The sequence below is a fragment of the Thioclava sp. PTB-PU3-1 genome (assembly GCF_055666785.1).
On the sequence record NZ_JBVNVL010000001.1, the window covers coordinates 603,140 to 621,491 of the forward strand.

Annotated in this window: 11 protein-coding genes; 4 read left to right on the plus strand and 7 right to left on the minus strand. The window is 65.3% G+C overall.

What is annotated here, in order from left to right; all coding sequences use genetic code 11:
- Positions 1 to 5: 5 nt before the first annotated feature.
- Both ACZ7GB_RS02700 and ACZ7GB_RS02705 read right to left on the minus strand, forming a co-directional pair.
- Positions 6 to 3,263 carry an efflux RND transporter permease subunit gene (locus ACZ7GB_RS02700; RefSeq protein ID WP_472157576.1) on the minus strand — a complete coding sequence of 1,086 codons (3,258 nt, stop codon included), beginning with the start codon at positions 3,261 to 3,263 and terminating at the stop codon, positions 6 to 8.
- Entirely contained in the window at positions 3,253 to 4,242 is a 990-nt protein-coding gene (locus ACZ7GB_RS02705; protein ID WP_078539660.1) for an efflux RND transporter periplasmic adaptor subunit, read from the minus strand. The genes ACZ7GB_RS02700 and ACZ7GB_RS02705 overlap by 11 nt, the downstream gene beginning before the upstream one ends.
- A 199-nt stretch (positions 4,243 to 4,441) precedes the next feature.
- Here ACZ7GB_RS02705 and serS point away from each other — a divergent pair, with 199 nt between their 5' ends.
- Entirely contained in the window at positions 4,442 to 5,731 is a 1,290-nt protein-coding gene (serS, locus tag ACZ7GB_RS02710; RefSeq protein WP_472157577.1) for a serine--tRNA ligase, read from the plus strand.
- Positions 5,732 to 5,854: 123 nt separating this feature from the next.
- Positions 5,855 to 6,028 carry a hypothetical protein gene (locus ACZ7GB_RS02715; RefSeq protein WP_158522071.1) on the plus strand — a complete coding sequence of 58 codons (174 nt, stop codon included), beginning with the start codon at positions 5,855 to 5,857 and terminating at the stop codon, positions 6,026 to 6,028.
- An 83-nt stretch (positions 6,029 to 6,111) separates the two neighbouring features.
- Here the strand turns inward: ACZ7GB_RS02715 and der are convergent, their stop codons facing one another.
- From der to ACZ7GB_RS02730, 3 genes are all read right to left on the minus strand, one after another.
- Positions 6,112 to 7,626, minus strand: a complete 1,515-nt coding sequence (gene der / locus ACZ7GB_RS02720) for a ribosome biogenesis GTPase Der (protein WP_078546368.1) — start codon at positions 7,624 to 7,626, stop codon at positions 6,112 to 6,114.
- 49 nt (positions 7,627 to 7,675) lie between these two features.
- On the minus strand, positions 7,676 to 8,998 hold the full coding sequence (locus tag ACZ7GB_RS02725; protein ID WP_078546366.1) for an outer membrane protein assembly factor BamB family protein: 1,323 nt from the start codon (positions 8,996 to 8,998) through the stop codon (positions 7,676 to 7,678).
- A 73-nt stretch (positions 8,999 to 9,071) separates the two neighbouring features.
- A complete protein-coding gene (locus tag ACZ7GB_RS02730) occupies positions 9,072 to 9,749 on the minus strand; it encodes a hypothetical protein (protein ID WP_472157578.1) in 678 nt (225 codons plus the stop codon).
- A 197-nt stretch (positions 9,750 to 9,946) separates the two neighbouring features.
- Here ACZ7GB_RS02730 and ACZ7GB_RS02735 point away from each other — a divergent pair, with 197 nt between their 5' ends.
- Together ACZ7GB_RS02735 and ACZ7GB_RS02740 are read left to right on the plus strand one after the other, a co-directional pair.
- Positions 9,947 to 11,116 carry an efflux RND transporter periplasmic adaptor subunit gene (locus ACZ7GB_RS02735; protein ID WP_472157579.1) on the plus strand — a complete coding sequence of 390 codons (1,170 nt, stop codon included), beginning with the start codon at positions 9,947 to 9,949 and terminating at the stop codon, positions 11,114 to 11,116.
- The gene (locus tag ACZ7GB_RS02740; RefSeq protein WP_472157580.1) at positions 11,113 to 14,667 is read left to right on the plus strand and encodes an efflux RND transporter permease subunit; all 3,555 of its coding nucleotides are present in this window, start codon (positions 11,113 to 11,115) and stop codon (positions 14,665 to 14,667) included. The genes ACZ7GB_RS02735 and ACZ7GB_RS02740 overlap by 4 nt, the downstream gene beginning before the upstream one ends.
- A gap of 171 nt (positions 14,668 to 14,838) precedes the next feature.
- On the opposite strand, the gene ACZ7GB_RS02745 is transcribed toward ACZ7GB_RS02740, so the two are convergent.
- Both ACZ7GB_RS02745 and ACZ7GB_RS02750 read right to left on the minus strand, forming a co-directional pair.
- Entirely contained in the window at positions 14,839 to 16,686 is a 1,848-nt protein-coding gene (locus ACZ7GB_RS02745; protein ID WP_152842846.1) for an ABCB family ABC transporter ATP-binding protein/permease, read from the minus strand.
- Between the two features lie 137 nt (positions 16,687 to 16,823).
- Positions 16,824 to 18,296, minus strand: a complete 1,473-nt coding sequence (locus tag ACZ7GB_RS02750; RefSeq protein ID WP_472157581.1) for a LysM peptidoglycan-binding domain-containing protein — start codon at positions 18,294 to 18,296, stop codon at positions 16,824 to 16,826.
- Positions 18,297 to 18,352: the final 56 nt, after the last annotated feature.

The window sequence follows — 18,352 nt, forward strand, 5'->3', positions numbered from 1 at the left end:
CCGGATCAGGTCTTGAAGATCCGGTAGATCGCCGGGATCACAAGCACCGTCAGCAGGGTCGAGCTGAGCAGACCGAACAGCAGCGAGATCGCGAGACCCTGGAAGATCGGGTCGGCCAGGATCACCACCGCACCGATCATCGCTGCGATCGCGGTCAGCAGGATCGGCTTGAAGCGGATGGCGCCCGCCTCGATCAGCACCTCGGTCGGCGATTTGCCCTCGTGGCTGCCGTGGCGGATGAAGTCCACCAGCAGGATCGAGTTGCGCACGATGATCCCCGCCAGCGCGATGAAACCGATCATCGACGTGGCCGAGAACGGCGCGTGGAAGATCCAGTGGCCGAGCATGATCCCGAGGAAGGTCAGCGGCACCGGGGTCAGGATCACCAGCGGCAGGCGGAACGAGCCGAACTGCGCGACGACGAGGATGTAGATCCCCAGAAGCGCCACGGCGAAGGCCGCGCCCATGTCGCGGAAGGTCACCCAGGTCACCTCCCATTCGCCGTCCCACAGAAGCGTTACATGGCTCTCGTCCTGCGGCTGGCCATGCAGCGACACGACCGGTTTCTCGCCCTTGGGCCAGTCCATGTTGTTGATCGCATCGTCGACGGCGAGCATCCCGTAGAGCGGCGCCTCGAACTTGCCGGCGAGCTCTGCGGTGACCATCTCGGCCTCGCGCCCGTTATGGCGGAAGATCGGATAGGACGCCTTCTCCTTGTCGACGCTGACCACGTCGCCAAGCTCCACCACGCCGCGCGCGCCGGGCAGGACATTGGCCGGGATCGGCGTCGAGAGCGTTTCCTCGTTCATCACCTTGTTCGACTTCGAGCGCTCCATCACGATCGGGATCGGCTGGCGCTCCTGCCCGCGATGGGAATAGCCCACCGTGGTCGAGCCGTTCAGCATCCCCAGCGTGTCCCAGACATCCCCTTCGGAGACCGAGTAGAACTCCAGATCGTCGGAATTGACCGTGGCGCGCAGCTTGTCGGGCTGGATGCCGAAGCTGTTATCCACGTCGACGATATAGGGCACCTGTTTGAAGGCGTCCTCGATCCGGCGGGCCGCGTCGCGGCGCATCTCGGGCGTCGGGCCATAGACCTCGGCCAAAAGCGTCGCGATCACCGGCGGACCCGGCGGCGGTTCGACCGTCTTCAGGCTCGCGCCTTCGGGCAGCTTGATCGCCTTGATCTTGTCGCGGATCTCCAGCGCGATCTCGTGGCTGGTGCGATCCCGTTCCCCTTTCGGCGCAAGCTGAAGCTCGACATCGCCCTGATTGGGCTGCGCGCGCAGGTAGTAGTGACGCACGAGCCCGTTGAAGTTGAACGGCGCAGAGGTGCCCGCATGGGTCTGCACCGAGAGCACCTCGGGCAGCTTGGTCACGATCTCGGCCACTTGCTGAGCGACCGCATCCGTGCCCTCGACCGAGGTGCCCGCAGGCATATCGACCACGACCGAGAGTTCGGACTTGTTGTCGAAGGGCAGCAGCTTCACCGTGACATGCTTGGTGTAGAGCAGCCCCAGCGAGCCGAAGGACAGCACCGACACGACCAGCAGGAACAGACCCGAGCGGCCCTTGGTCTTCAGGATCGGTCGCGCCACGGCGCTGTACATCCGACCGAGCTTGCCGCCCGCATGTTCGCCGCCATAGGCGTCGTCATCGCCGTGATGGCCATGCAGCTGCGCCTTGCCCGCGACCTTCACCATCAGCCAGGGCGTGATGATCACCGCCACGAAGAAGGAGAAGATCATAGCCGCCGAGGCCACCGCCGGAATGGGCGACATGTAAGGCCCCATAAGGCCCGACACGAAGAGCATCGGCAGCAGCGCGGCGACCACGGTCAGGGTGGCTACGATAGTGGGGTTGCCCACTTCGGCCACGGCCTCGATCGCCTTGGTCACACGGCTTCCGGGCGTTTTCATCGCCCAGTGTCGCGCGATATTCTCGATCACCACGATGGCGTCATCGACGAGAATGCCGATCGCGAAGATCAGCGCGAAGAGCGACACCCGGTTCAGCGTGAAGCCCATTATATAGGCCGCAAACAGCGTCAGCAGGATCGTCACGGGAATAACGACCGCGACCACGATGGATTCGCGCCAGCCGATCGCAACCAGCACGAGGCCCACGATCGAGACCGTCGCGAGGCCAAGGTGGAACAGCAGCTCGTTGGCCTTCTCGTTCGCGGTCTCGCCGTAGTCGCGGGTGACCTTCACCTCGACATTGTCGGGGATCAGCTGGCCGTGCAGCTCGTGCACGCGGTCGAGGATATGCTCGGCCACGACCACGGCGTTGGAGCCTGCGCGCTTGGCGATGGCGAGGGTCACGGCAGGCATGCGCTCGATCTTGCCATTGGCGTCGCGCTGCACATTGGAGACGATATGGTCCGAGGCGTCCGGCACATAGGAGACCTTCGCGACATCGGCCACATAGACGGGGCGGTTGTCGCGCGTGGTCAGCAGAAGGCCCGCGATCTCGGAGGGCGCGGTCAGCGTCTCGCCCGCTGACAGGCTGATCTGCTTGCCCTCATGGCGGATATTGCCGGTGTTGAAGGCGCGGTTCGCCTGCGTGACCTTGTTCGAGAGTTGCTGCAGCGTGACCCCGTAAAGCGCGAGCTTGTCGGGCTCGGGCTCGATGCGGATCTCGCTCGTGGCGTCTCCCACCAGATAGGTCAGGCCGACGTTCTGGATCTTCGTGACCTCGGTCTGCAATTCGCGCGCGACACGGGTCAGCTCGTCGCTGTCCACCTGCGCGCCGTCCTTGCCGGTCAGCGTCAGCGAGACGATCGCCACATCGTCGATCCCGCGGCCCACGATCACCGGATCGGGGATGCCTTTCGGGATCTTGTCCATATTCGCGCGGACTTTTTCATGCACGCGCAGGATCGCGGCATCCGACGAGGTGCCGACCTTGAAGCGCGCCATCACCAGCGAATAATCGTCCTGCGTGCGCGAATAGACGTGTTCGACCTCGTTGATGCCCTGCACGATAGTTTCCATCGGCTCGGTCACCAGCTTCATCGCGTCCTGCGCCTTCAGACCCGGCGCCTGCAGGTGGATATCCACCATCGGCACGGAAATCTGCGGCTCTTCCTCGCGCGGCAGCGAGATCAGCGCGACCAGACCCACCGCGATCGCGGCGAGGATCATCAGCGGCGTCAGCGCCGAGCGGATGAAGGACTTCGTGAGTCCCCCCGCTATTCCCAGCTTGACGTGGATTTCGTCGTCTTCGGGCGTCTCGGGCCCGGTGCCTTGGTTATTGCTCATCGTTCGGCACCACCGTGTCGCCGGCGTTCAGACCGGTAAGAACTTCGACCATGTCCTGGCCGTCGATATTGACCTTAACGCCCGGCACGACCGTGCGCAGATAGGTGCCGTCCGCTTCTTTCACGCGGACGAAATCGAGCCCGGTGCGGTTGAAGACATAGTCCTGCGGTATGACAATCGCGTCACGCTCGCCCATCGGCAGCTTCACCAGAAGCCGCGCGCCGACGAAGCGCGAATCCAGATCGGGCACTTCGACATCGGCCTGCACCCGACCGCCCTCGATCTCGGGGTAGATCTTGGCCAGCTTGCCCTCGATCTCCTTACCGTCGGGATCGGTGATCATGATCGTGTCGCCCATGTGCAGCGTGTCGGCGTGACGCTCGGGGATCGACAGGCGCAGGAAGAACCCGCCGCCGCCGATCGTCGCGATGGTTTCGCCGCCCATGATGACGGCATCCTTGGTGACCGGAACGGTCACGACCTTGCCGTCGATCGGCGCGGTCACGGTGCCGAATTCCTGCTGCTGCTCATAGACCTTGCGCTGCGCTTTCTGCGCCGCGATCTGGCCCTCGTAGACATTCACCTGCGTCTGAAGCTGATCGACATTCTGCGAGGTCGAGACGCCGCGCGCCTGCAATTCCTGCCCGCGCTTGAGCTCGGTCTTCGCGTTTTCCAGCTGCGCTTCGAGCGCATTGATCTGCGCATCGACCGCACCGATCTGATAATCGAGCGTCTGGTCGGTGATCTTGCCGATCTCCTGACCAGCCTTGACCTCGTCGCCCTCGGTCACGTCAAGCGCGGTGATCGTGCCGGAAATCCGCGCACGCGCCGCAATCGTGTTCTTTGCCTCGACCTGCCCGTAGACAGACTTCCAATCGGTCACGACCTGCGGTTCGACCGTAATCGCCCCGTCCTGCGCCAACGCGATTCCCGGCAGGATCAACGCGGCGAATGCCAACGGCAGAAGCTTCAACGTCATCTCGGGTTCCCTTCCCTTACCGGCGCGCCCCTGCGCCTGCAATTTATATTCCGGTTATTGAATATGTATTCACCCGAGAGAATACAACCACTCCACAGGCTCGAATTCATTGACCTGTGTCATGGCCGCATCGCCGGGGGTTTTCGCTTTCACTTTCATGCGCTAAAGCCTTTCCCGCAACAGTCTTGGAGATGGTGAGATGCACGATATCCGCGCAATCCGCGAAAACCCCGAAGAATTCGACGCGCAGCTGGCGCGGCGGGGGCTCTCGCCGCTCTCGCCCGAGATTCTCGCGATGGACGAGGCGCGCCGCACGGCAATCCACGCCGCCGAGACCGCGAAAGCCGATCAGAACGCCGCGTCGAAGCAAGTCGGCGCCGCGAAGGCGAAAGGCGACGAAGTCGAATTCGAGCGCCTGCGCGCGCTGGTGACCGAGAAGAAAGCCGAGGTCGCACAGATGCAGACCGAGGCGGGCGAACTCGACGCCAAGCTGCGCGATCTGCTGATGACGATCCCGAACCTGCCGCTGGCCGATGTGCCCGATGGTGCAGATGAGGACGAGAATGTCGAAGTGAGCCGCTGGGGCACGCCGCGCGAGTTCGCCTTTGATCCGAAAGAGCATTTCGAGCTGTCCGCGGTGGGTGGCGAGATGGATTTCGAGACGGCGGCAAAGCTGTCGGGCTCGCGTTTCGTGGTGCTCAAGGGCGGGGTCGCCCGCGTCCACCGGGCGCTCGCGCAATTCATGCTCGACCTGCATGTGGACAAGCACGATCTGTCCGAGAACATCACCCCCGTGCTGGTGCGCGACGAGGCGATGATGGGCACCGGGCAATTGCCGAAATTCGCCGAGGACAGCTATCAGACCACCAATGGCTGGTGGCTGATCCCCACCGCCGAGGTGACGCTGACCAACTACGCCAATGGCGAGGTCATGGACGCTGCCGCCCTGCCCCAGCGCATGTGCGCCCATACGAACTGCTTCCGTTCGGAAGCCGGGTCCGCAGGCAAGGACACCTCGGGAATGCTGCGTCAGCACCAGTTCGAGAAAGTCGAGATGGTGACGCTCTGCACGCCCGAGACCGCGATCGACGAACATGAACGCATGACGAAATGCGCCGAGGCGGTGCTGGAGGCGCTGGAACTGCCCTATCGTCGCATCGTGCTCTGCACCGGCGACATGGGGTTCGGCGCGCAGAAGACCTATGACCTCGAGGTCTGGCTGCCGGGTCAGATCACCTATCGCGAGATTTCTTCGGTTTCGACCTGCGGCACCTTCCAGGCGCGACGGATGAACGGACGCTACAAGCCCGAAGGCGGCGGCAAGCCCGAATTCATCGCGACGCTGAACGGCTCGGGCCTCGCGGTCGGGCGCTGCCTGATCGCGGTGCTGGAGAACGGTCAGGAAGAGGACGGCTCGGTCACCCTGCCCGCCTGCCTGCATCCCTATCTGGGCGGCAAGACCCGGCTGGTCGACGGCAAGCTGGCCTGACACTGCGACCCGGCGACGCAAGACTCCGGCCGGGAACGTTGTTAACGTTTCCGTGTTCGAAGTGAGTCGCCGGGAGAGCTGCACATGTCCGTAACAGTCACGCACAAGCGGGATAGCGTCTTGATGAGGCGCATTCTCGAGATCGGTGAGGACCAGATCCCCGCGCAGATCATCGCGATGCGCCGGGAAAAGACGCTGTCGAAACTGATGGCGGAGATCAATGCGAGCGTGCTTTCGGACTCGACCGAAGAGCGCGCACGCGCCCAAGCGGCCCTCGATCGGCTGGGCTTTCTGTAAAGCCGTCGGCCTCGCCGAAACGAAAAACGCCCGCCGGAGATTTCGACATCCTCCGGCGGGCGTTTTCTTTTAGGATTAGAGCCTTACTCGCCCTTCTTCGCCTCGCGCGCTTTACGCGCCGATTCCTTGTGGGCCGAGCGCTTCTTCGCATCGACGTGCTTTTTCAGGCGCGACGGGATCGACTTCTTGCGATCCTTGTAGGGGTTCGTCTTGCCCTGATCGCGCATGTAGAGGCGGATCGGCGTGCCCGGCATATCGAAGCTCTCGCGCAGACCGTTGACCAGATAGCGCTCGTAGCTTTCCGGGATCTTGTCGGTATGGGTCGACTTCACCACGAAGCCCGGCGGACGGGTTTTCGCCTGCGTGATGTAGCGCAGCTTGATCCGACGACCGCCGGGAGCCGGCGGCGGGTGCGCCTCGGTCATCGCGGTCAGCCAGTTGTTCAGCTTCGCGGTCGGCACGCGGCGGTTCCAGACCTCATGGGCCTTCAGGATCGCATTATGCAGCCGGTCGAGCCCCTTGCCGGTCTTGGCCGAGACGGTCACCAGAGGCGCGCCCTTGAGCTGCGGCAGCAGGCGCTCGAACGCCTCGCGCAGTTCCTTCAGCTTCTCGGGTTTATCCTCTTCGAGATCCCATTTGTTCGCAGCAACCACAACGGCGCGACCCTCGGTCTCGGCGAAATCGGCGATCCGCAAGTCTTGGGTTTCAAACGGAATATTCACGTCGAGCAGCACCACGACCACTTCAGCGAAGCGCACCGCGCGCAGGCCATCGGCCACGCTCAGTTTCTCGACCTTGTCGGTGACACGCGCCTTCTTGCGCATCCCCGCCGTGTCCCAGATCCGCATCGGCGTGCCCATGAAATCGGCGGTGACCGAGATCGCATCGCGGGTAATCCCGGCCTCGGGGCCGGTCAGCAGGCGGTCTTCGTTCAGAATCTTGTTGATCAACGTCGACTTGCCCGCATTCGGGCGCCCGATCACGGCGAGCTGCAGCGGCTTCGTGGCGGAGGGCGGCTGGTAGGCGGGGATGTCGCCTTCCTCGAGCTCGTCCTCGATCACGATATCGGTGACCGGCGCGTTCGCGGCGTTGCGCTCGGCGAATTCATCGGCCAGCGGCACCAGCGCGGTATAGAGATCGTCCAGACCTTCGCCATGCTCAGCCGAGATCCGCAGCGGCTCGCCCAGACCAAGGCTCCAGGCCTCCATCGCGCCCGCATCGCCCGCAGCCCCTTCGGCCTTGTTGGCCGCGAGGATGACGTTAGCGCTTTTCTTGCGCAGGATATCGGCGAAAATCTCGTCGGCGGGCGTCACACCCACGCGCGCGTCGATCATGAAGAGGCAGATATCGGCCTCTTCCACGGCGCGCTCGGTCAGGCGGCGCATCCGGCCCTGAAGGCTGTCGTCTTCGGCAAGTTCCAAACCGGCCGAGTCGATCACGATGAAACGCAGATCGCCCAGACGCGCATCGCCCTCGCGCAGGTCGCGCGTGACGCCGGGCATGTTATCGACAAGCGCGAGTCGCTTGCCGACAAGCCGGTTGAACAGCGTCGATTTTCCGACATTCGGGCGGCCCACGATGGCCAGGGTAAAGCTCATGATGCCCTCCTTGGGCGGTCGTAAGCGGCCCCCTTACACCCTAAAGGGCTCACTGAAAAGCGTGCAGTTTCCCATCGCCGCCGACGACGTAGAGGGTGCGCCCCGCCACGACCGGATCGGTCGCAGCCCCGCCCGGGATCTTCGCTTGCCCGATCAGGCTGCCGTCGATCGGGCTGAACACGCGCAGCACGCCGTCGGAAGACGCGACGAACAGCTTGTTGCCCGCGAGAACCGGGCCGTAGCTCGCGACGATGTCGCGCTGACGCTTCGGCTTGTCCTTGGTGTAGTACGGCAGGTCCTTGGACCAGATCTGATCGCCGGTCTTGGCATCGAGACGCACGATCTTGCCCTGATCCGAGACGAGGAAGATCGAGCCGCCTGCAACCTGCACGGGGCTGTTGGCCCCTTCGGTCGCGGTCCAGATCCGCTCGCCGGAATTCACGTCGAAGGCCGCCAGCTTGCCCGCCGAGGAGCCCGCATAGACGGTGTCGCCCACCACGACCGGATCGCCGGTCAGATCGACGATATTGGCATAGCCCACGCCCGGACGTGCGCCCGGCACTTTGGAGTTCCACATCTGCATCCCGCTTTGCGGCAGGACGCCGCTCAGGAAGCCCGAGGAGAACGGGAAGATCACCATGCGGTCGGTGACGGCGGGCGAGGAGACGCCGGTCATGCCCGAAGCCGACGGCGCACCCGGCACTTGCCAGATTTCCTTGCCGTCGCTGGCGCGGATCGCCCAGGCCGAGGAATCGCGCGCGACCACATAGACCACGCCGTTCTTCACGGTCGGCGCACCGCCGATGCCTGCGTCGAAATACTGCCGCCACTTGATGCCGCCGGTGGCTGCGTCGATTGCGACGAGCTCGGCGAAATCGGAGGTCACATAGACCGTGCCGTTGGCATAAGCCACGCCGCCGCCCGAAGCATCGCCCTGACGGTCGCCCGGAGGCGTGATGTCGGTCTGCCAGACGCGCCCGCCATTCGTCGCGGTCGCGGTCACGCGGGCCTGACTGTCGAGCGTGTAAATCTTGCCGCCACCCACGATCGGATCGGCGGTGATGCGGTAGCGGCGCGCATTGCCCGAACCGATATCGGCGGACCAGACCGGCGTCGTGCCGTTTCCGAGCGCCGCGTTGAACAGGCTATGGGTGGCCGAGCCAGCCCGCTGCGGCCATTCGGCATTGCCCACCTGACGGGGCAGCGAGATCGGCAGCGACTGCTGGGCCGGCGCATCGGCCAGCGGCAGCCCCTCTTCGGCGCGCAGCGCGTCGCGGGGCGAGAGACGCTCGCCGGGAAGGATCGTTTCCTTGGTACAGCCTGCCACGAAAGCCGCCACACTCAGCACGCAGATCGTCTTGCTCAGCTTCACGCCCGTTCCCCCTGCCTGTCTCGGCTCTCTTGCAGTGCCCGCACGCCCGATAAAGACGCGCTGGTTCAACCCTTTACTCTTGCGGTGCCGGAGCGGACTGCCCCGGCTGGGTCGGCACTTCGCCACCCAGCGCCACAATCAACTCTGTCGCGCGTTGTTGCAAGCCCGGCGTGAGGCCGGCGTCCTGAAGAATTTGCTGGGCGATCGAGATCGCGCCGTCCGTGTCGCCGGATGCGACGGCTGCGGCCGCCTGCTGCTCCATCGCCAGAAGGCGGTAGGGCGCGCCGGGAGTGGCCAGTTCCTGCAGCGTCGCATCGCGCTTGGCCGCATCCATCTTGTCGCCCGCAGCAATCACCGCCTTGAGCTTCGCGAGATCGCTGATCGAGCGCGGCAGGCCCTGCTCGGCGCTGACTGCGTCGAAGAACTTGATCGCCTCGTCGGGCTTGCCCGCCTCGATCGCGGCGTCGCCCTGCATGATCTTGAGAACCGCGGTGCGGCCTGGACCGTCGGGCGTGACCTTGGCGAGATCGGCGCTGGTGGCGTCACCGTTCACGGCCGCCATCACCTGATCGCCAAAGGCGCGCGCATCGGCCTCGGTCTTTTCCTTCTGCCACGCATTCCAGGCGGTGCCGCCGACGATCGCGAGGATGATTACCGCGCCGATCCAGCCCCATTTCTTGAACGCCGCCCAGAGCTTGTCCTGACGCACGGCATCGGTGACTTCGTCGATGAAACTGTCGGTATCACTCACGCGCGGGTCTCCTCGTAGCTTTGGCGCCCCTCTTACACGGCTCCCCCGGCGCTGCCAAGGGCCGCACGAACCGCTCTGTTCACGCGGGTCCTTGAGGAATGCAAGCCTTGAGATCACGCGCCGCTCTCGGTAAGTTGAACGCTGCGGTTCAGTCCCCATTTTGGCGAGACGCCGTGCCCACATACAGGAGCCCGCCGATGCGTCCGGTCCCGATCCTTAACGCGATCCTCGTTCTTGTCGCGCTCTACCTTCTGGTGTTCGAGCGCGACCGCCTGATGGGCTATCTCGGCGATGCCGCGACGCCTGCCGAGCAAGCGCAGCAGGTCGAGGCGACCGGCACCCCCGCCGTGCCGGTGCAGGCGATGGTCTCGACCGCGCAGCCGCTCGATCAGGGCGTTCTGACGCGCGGGCAGACCGAGGCCGCGCGCCGCGTTGAGGTGCGCTCCGAGACGACGGGCAAGGTGATTTCCGAGCCGCTCGGCAAGGGCGCGCAGGTCGAGAAAGGTCAGCTGCTGTGCAAGCTCGATCCCGGCACGCGGCCCGCAGCGCTGGCCGAAGCGCAGGCCCGGCTGGCGGAAGCGCGGCTCAACGCCACCGCCGCCGAGAAGCTGAAAGAAGGCGGTTACCGGTCGGAAACCTCCACCGCCTCCGCGCAATCGGCCCTCGAAGCGGCCAGCGCCGCCGTCGGGGCAGCACAGACGGAACTGGCGCGGCTCGAGATCACCGCGCCCTTTGCTGGGATGATCGAGGAAGACACCGCCGAACTGGGCTCGCTGCTCTCGGCGGGCGGGCTTTGCGCCACCGTGATCCAGCTCGATCCGATCAAGCTGGTGGGATACGTCCCCGAGACCGAGATCGACCGGGTCAAGACCGGCGCGATGGTCGGTGCACGCCTCGCGACCGGGCGTGAGGTGATGGGCAAGGTCACCTTCGTCTCGCAATCGGCGGATGCCGCCACGCGCACCTTCCGCATCGAGGCCGAAGCGCCCAATGGCGACCATTCGATCCGCGAGGGCCAGACGGTCGAGATGATCATCGCCGCCGATGGGACCAAGGCACATTTCCTGCCCGCCTCCGCGATGACGCTGAACGATCAGGGCAAGCTGGGCGTGCGGCTCGCGGTGGACGGCGTGGCCCGTTTCGCCCCGGTCGACTTCCTGCGTGACACGCCCGAGGGCGTCTGGCTGGCCGGTCTGCCGGAGAGCGCGACGGTGATCGTGGTCGGGCAGGATTACGTGACCGAAGGCTCGCCCGTGGCCGTGACCCTCGTCGATCACGCGCCGGGCGATGCGGCTCAAGACACGCCTGCCCCCATGACGCCCGCCCCGCAAACCGATGGCGACGTCACCGACGGGGCCGCGCAATGACCGGCATCGTCGATTGGGCCGCAGCCCGCGCGCGGATGGTGATCGCCTTCGTGGCAATCTCGATCCTCGCGGGGCTGACCGCCTATCTGAGCCTACCCAAGGAGGGCGAGCCGGATATCGAAATTCCAATGCTGTTCATCTCGGTCCCCTTCCCCGGCATCTCGGCCACCGATTCCGAGAAGCTGCTGGTTAAGCCGATGGAGACCGAACTGGCCGGGCTCGACGGGCTCGACAAAATGACCGGCATCGCGAAGGAGAATTATGCGGGGCTGATGCTCGAATTCGACTTCGGCTGGGACAAGACGAAGATCATCGCCGATGTGCGCGACGCGATGAACACCGCCGAGGGCAAGTTCCCGGACGGGGCCGAGAAATACTCGATCAACGAGATCAATTTCTCCGAATTCCCGATCGTCGTGGTGACGCTCTCGGGCAATGCACCCGAGCGCACCCTGCAACAGCTCGCCCGCGAATTGCAGGACGAGGTCGAGGGGCTGGAGCCGGTGCTGGAAGCCCAGATCGCAGGCCAGCGCGACGAGATGCTGGAAGTCGTGATCGATCCGCTGAAGCTCGAGGCCTATAACGTCACCGCCCCCGAGCTGATCAATGTCGTGCAAGCCAACAACCAGCTGATCGCGGCAGGCGAAGTCGAGACCGATGGCGGCGCGTTCTCAGTGAAGATCCCCGCGACCTTCGAAACCGCGCAGGATGTCTATGCGCTGCCGGTGAAGAAGAACGGCGAGAGCGTCGTGACGCTGGGCGATCTGGCCGATATCCGCCTGACCTTCGAGGACCGCACCGGCACCGCGCGCTTCAACGGCGAGCCGACGGTGGCGCTGCAGATCGTCAAGCGCAAGGGCTACAACGTCATCGACACGGTGGACCTGCTGCGCAAGACCGTGGCCGAGACCGAGAGCAAATGGCCCGAGCCGCTGCAACGCGCCGTCGATGTGGGCATCTCGCTCGATCAATCGAAAACCGTGGGCGCGATGGTGAGCCAGCTCGAAGGCTCGGTGCTGACCGCGATCGCGCTGGTGATGATCGTGGTGCTGGCCACGCTGGGAACGCGCTCGGCGCTGCTGGTGGGCTTCGCGATCCCGACCTCCTTCCTGCTGACCTTCCTGCTGCTGGGCGCGATGGGCGTGCCGATCTCGAATATCGTGATGTTCGGCCTGATCCTCGCGGTGGGAATGCTGGTCGATGGCGCGATCGTCGTGGTGGAATATGCCGACAAACGGATCTCGGAGGGCTCAGGCCCGATGGCCGCCTACACTGAAGCCGCGAAACGCATGTTCTGGCCGGTCGTGTCGTCCACGGCGACCACGCTCTGCGCCTTCCTGCCGATGCTGTTCTGGCCGGGCGTGCCGGGCGAGTTCATGGGGATGCTGCCAGTCACGATCATCTTCGTGCTCTCAGCCTCGCTGGTCGTGGCGCTGATCTACCTGCCCGTCGTGGGCGGCGTCGCGGGCCGGATGAGCCGCCGTCTGGACATGGGCGCGCGGGTCATCAAGGGCTGGCCGTACTGGCTGCGCCTGCTGCTTGCCATAGCTTCGGCCGGACTCGTCTTCCTCGGCGCGCTGCTGACGCTCAACCCGGCCTTCTTCTCGGGCACGCATACAGCTTCGGGCAATCTGCTGGCCTCGCTGCCCGGCGTGATCCTCTTCGTGATAGCTACGCTGCTCAGCTCGATCACCTTCACCGCGGCCAAGCCGCAAGGCAAACCGAAGCCCATCGAGGCGGGCTATCGCCGCCGCCCCTTCGGCCATTTCACCGCCGCCATCGCGGGCAATCCGATCATGCCGCTGATCGTGGTCTCGGTGATCGTGACCGGCGTCGTCATGACCTTCGGCTATTACGGCAAGAACAACAACGGCACCCAGTTTTTCACCGACAGCGAGGTCGAACAGGCGATCGTCTATATCCGGGGCCGCGGCAACCTCTCGCTGGCAGAGAAGGACGCGCTGCTGCAGGAAGCCGAAAACATGGTGATCGGCACGCCCGGCGTGGGCGCGGTCTTCTCCTTCGCGGGCGAAGGCGGGCTGAACCAGAACAATGGCGGAGCCAGCGCGCCGCGCGACACGATCGGTCAGATTCAGGTCGAGATGATCCCCTGGGCCGAGCGCAAGGACGATCCGGCGCTCGATGGCGATGTGGTGATGGAGAAGATCATGGCGAAGATCGCCACGATCCCCGGCATCCAGTCCGAATATCTCGCCCAGGATCGCGGGCCGTCCTCCGGCAAGCCGATCCAGTTGCGGCTCGAGGGCGACGATTTCGCAGCGCTCGACAAGGCCGTGCGGCAGGTCGAGGCGCATATGGCGGATATGAAGGGCGTCACCGCGATCGAGGATACGCGCCCCCTGCCCGGCATCGACTGGGTGATCGACGTGGACGTGACCCGCGCGGGCCGTTTCGGCGCGGATGTGGCGACGGTGGGCGGGATGGTGCAGCTGGTGACGCGCGGCATCCTGCTCGACACGATGCGCGTGCCCTCGTCTGACGAGGAGATCGAAATCCGCGTGCGTCTGCCCGAGGAAGACCGGGTGCTGTCGACCCTCGACACGCTGAAGCTGCGCACCTCCGAGGGGCTGGTGCCGCTCGCGAATTTCATCACCCGGACGCCCGCCCCCAAGCTGGGCCAGATCGACCGGATCGACCAGACCCGCTATTACGACATCAAGGCGGGGGTCGAAGAGGGCCTCACCAACGAGGATGGCCAGCCGATTACCGGCAACGAGCGGATCGCGGCACTGGGAGAGTGGCTCGATACCGAGGCCACCCTGCCCCCCGGCGTCAGCTACGAATGGTCGGGCGATCTGGTCGAGCAGAACGAGAGCCAGGACTTCCTGATGACCGCTTTCGGCGGCGCGCTGGCACTGATGTTCGTGATCCTTCTCGCGCAGTTCAACAGCTTCTACAATTCGGTGCTGGTGCTGCTAGCGGTGGTGCTGTCCACGGCAGGCGTGCTGATAGGGATGCTGGTGATGGGCCAGCAATTCTCGATCATCATGACCGGCGTCGGCATCGTCGCACTGGCGGGGATCGTGGTGAACAACAACATCATCCTGATCGACACCTATCAGGAATTCTCGCGCTACATGCCCGAGCTCGAGGCGATCATCCGCACCGCCGAGGCCCGTCTGCGGCCCGTACTGCTGACCACGATCACCACAATGGCAGGGCTCGCGCCGATGATGTTCGGCCTGTCGCTCGACTTCTTCAATGGCGGCTATTCGATCGACAGCCCGACCGCGCTCTGGTGGAAGCAACTGGCGACGGCGGTGGTGTTCGGCCTTGGCACCGCGACCGTGCTGACGCTGGTTCTGACGCCCGCGCTGCTGGCGATCCGGGTCTGGTTCAACACCGGCGCCTATCGCGGGACCAAGGCGCTTTCGGCGCTGATGCAGGGCATCGACAGCCGGGCTGCGCGCGACCTCGCGCTGGAGCGTGCGATGCGCAAGATGCGTGGGCGCGAGATCATCTGGGAGGACGGCGAACCCGAAGGCGGTGTGAAGCCGCATCTGGTGACACGGCCCGACGCGGCGGAGTGAAGCTGCGAAAATGCCCGGACGGCTAGCCCGGGCCGCGCCCGACCCTCCCCCGGGAGGGCGCATTGGCGATGTCGGAGCAGGCACGACCGACCTGCGGGCTTTCGAGATAAAGCGCCAAGCCTCGCAGGGATCGACGCGCCCACCCAAGGGTCGGGCGCCGCCCTTCACGCGTTACGCCGCGCCCTGCTCCGCCTCGTCTTCCTCTTCCGCCGATTGCCGCGCCCACATCGAGGCATAGCGCCCGCGCTGTGCCAGCAACTCCTCGTGGCGTCCGCGCTCGATGATCTCGCCCTTGTCGAGTACTAGAATCTGATCGGCATCCGCGATGGTCGACAGACGGTGCGCGATGGTGATCACGGACCGCCCCTCGCCCATCGCCTTCAGGCTCATCTGGATGTCGCGTTCGGTCTGCGTATCGAGCGCCGAGGTCGCCTCGTCCAGAAGTAGGATCGGCGGATTCTTCAGGATCGTGCGCGCGATGCCCACCCGCTGCTTCTCGCCGCCCGAGAGCTTCAGCCCCCGCTCGCCCACGGCCGTGTCATAGCCTTCGGGCAGGCTGAGCACGAAGTCATGGATGCGTGCCGCCTTCGCGGCCGCGACGATCTCCTCGTCCGTGGCATCGGCGCGCCCGTAAGCGATGTTGTAGCGGATCGTGTCGTTGAAGAGCACGGTATCCTGCGGCACCACGCCGATCGACTGCTGCAGGCTCTCCTGCGTCACGTCGCGCAGGTCCTGATCGTCGATGCGGATCGCGCCGCCGGTCACCTCGTAGAAACGGAACAGCAAGCGCCCGATCGTGGATTTGCCCGAACCCGAGGGCCCGACCAGCGCCACCGTCTGTCCCGCCGGCACGTCGAAGGAAATCCCCTTCAGGATCGGCCGCGTCGGGTCATAGGCGAACTCGACATGGTCGAAGCTGATATGCCCGCCTTTCACTTTCAGAACGTCCGCGTCCTCCTTGTCCTGAATTTCGGCCGGTTGCTGCAACAAATCGAACATTTCGCCCATATCGACCAGCGCCTGACGGATCTCGCGATAGACCGTGCCGAGGAAGCCCAGCGGCATGGTGATCTGGATCATATAGGCTTGCACCATGACGAAATCGCCGACCGTCAGCGTGCCCGCCTGCACCTGCATCGCGGCCATGACCATCACCGTCACGAGCCCGATCGTGATGATCAGCGTCTGGCCCGCATTGAGCGCCGCGAGCGACTGGCCGGTCTTCACCGCCATCGCCTCGTAGCCCTTCATCGAGTCGTCGTAACGTTCGGCCTCGCGCTTGGCCGCGCCGAAATATTTCACCGTCTCGAAGTTCAGCAGGCTGTCGATCGCCTTCTGGTTCGCCGCCGTATCGGCCTTGTTCATCTCGCGCCGGATATTCACGCGCCACTCGGTGACCTTGAAGGTGAACTTGATATAGGCCGCGATGGTGACCAGCACGACCGCCGCGTAGCGCCAGTCGAAGACCACCGCGAAGATGATCGCCACCAGCGTCAGCTCGACGATCAGCGGGCCGACCGAGAACAGCATGAAGCGCAGCAGGAACTCGACGCCTTTCACCCCGCGTTCGATGATCCGGCTGAGGCCGCCGGTCTTGCGGGTGATGTGATAGCGCAGGCTCAGCTGATGCATATGGGTGAAGGTCTGCAGCGCCAGATGGCGCAGCGCGCGTTGCGCCACCTTCACGAAGATCGCATCGCGCAGCTCGCCGAAGGCCACCGTCATCAGGCGCGCGACGCCGTAAGCCACGGTGATCGCCACCGCCCCCATGCCCAGCGCCCAGGCGGCCGAGGTCCCCTCGCCCGAGAGCGCGTTGACCGCCTCGCGATAGACGAAAGGCGTCGAGACCGAGATGATCTTGGCGATAACCAGCATCACCATCGCGAAGACGACGCGGCGCTTCACCCACGGGGCTTCATGCGCCCAGAGATAGGGCAGCACCGCGCGGATCGTGCGCCAGCCGCGGGCGCGTTCCTCGGCATTCATCTTGCCCTTGGTCGTGATCTGTGCCGGAGGCATCGCGCCCTCCTCTTCCTCTTGGCGAAAATATCCCGGGGGCTCCCGTCAGGGAGCGGGGCAGCGCCCCTCGCCGGTCAAACCTGCGCGCAACCTACTCGGCGGCGCGCAGGAGTCCAGCCATGCAAGCGGTCTGTGCGCTACTGCGCAGCCTCCGCGGGCTGTGCATCGGGGGCGGGAATGTTGAAGACCTGCCCCGGATAGATCAGGTCGGGGTCGCGGATCTGGTCGCGGTTGGCATCGAAGACCCGCACATAGAGGAACCCGTCGCCATAGACCTCGCGTGCGATCGCCCAGAGCGTATTGCCCTTCACGATCTGCACCACTTTCACCGCGTCGCCGACCTCTCCGGTCGCGCGCACCGAAGCCGCCTGCGCACCGGTCGGATCGGCCGCGCTCGCCACGAGGATCTCGTCGGGCTGGTCGAAGCCGGTCTCGGCCCGCGCGACCACCTTGCCGGACGCATCCTGCGCGTCGATCCGCAGCTTATGCTCGCCCGTGCCCAAGCCAGGCAGGCTGAGCGACCAGCGCCCATCCGCACCCGGCTGCGCCTCGGCGACGAGCGTGTCGTCGAGATAGGCGCTGAGCGTCGTGCCCTCGGGCGCGCCGCGCCCTTCACTGCGCGCGACCTCGCCTGAGCCGAAGGAGATCGTGTCGATCACCAGATCGTCGCTTTTCGGAGCGAGCAGCCGCGCGCCATCGGCATCCGCGATGAGCGGTGCTGCCGGCGGGGTCGGCGTGGAGGGGGCCGCGTCGGTCCCGGTTGCGGCGGACGCGCCTGCGTCAGTGCCGGTCATCGCCGCACCATCGGTCGCCGAAGCCGTCGCCCCGGCGCTACCATCTGTCGCACCATCGGCAGCCGCTCCGGGCGTCGCACTCTCCCCTGCCGAAGCAAGGCGCTCCTGTTTCGGCTGGCCGCGCAGCACGAGCGTCTCGGCGCTGTCACGCGTGGTGCCATCCGCGCCGGTCACCCGCAGCGAGAGCGCGCGCGGTCCATCGGCGGGCGGCAGATCGAAGAGCGAGGCGAAGCTGCCAGCGCCATCGGCCTGCGTGCTCGCCACGACTTTCCCGTCCACCAGAATATCGAGCTTGGCGCCCGGTTCGGCCCGACCGGCGAGCGTCACCGATCCGTCGGGCGCGGCGCGCAGCGCATCGAATTGCACCTGGGCGAGCGGCTTGCCGTCCGCTGCCGCCTTTGCAGTGGTGCTGTCAGCCCCCATCTCAGTCCCGGTGACGGACGCTGCAGCCGAGGCCTCAGCACCCTGACCGTCGACCGTTTCAACGAGCTTATCCGTAGGCTCCTCAGCCAGCGGAGCCACGGCACTCGCCGCCTCTTCCGCTTCCTGAGCCACGGTTTCCACGCCTTGCTTTTGCGGCGCGGCGGTGCCGGAGGTCGTGCCCCCATCCCCCTGCTGGGCCGTTTGCGGCGCGCCTGCGGAACCGGTCGCGGCAGTGGTATCTGTCCCCGATGGTTGCGCCCCTTCGCGCTCCACCGGGCGCAGAACGCCCCAAAGCACCAGCCCCAAGACCACGAGGAGCAGCGCGACCGCCCCCCCTTTCACCGCCCCGAGCCCGGTGCTCTCGACTGGTTGATCCGTCACGTTTTCATTCATTTAAGTCCCGCCTTCACGTCATCCCTCGGGGCCTGCCGCCTGTTCTTATGTACGGC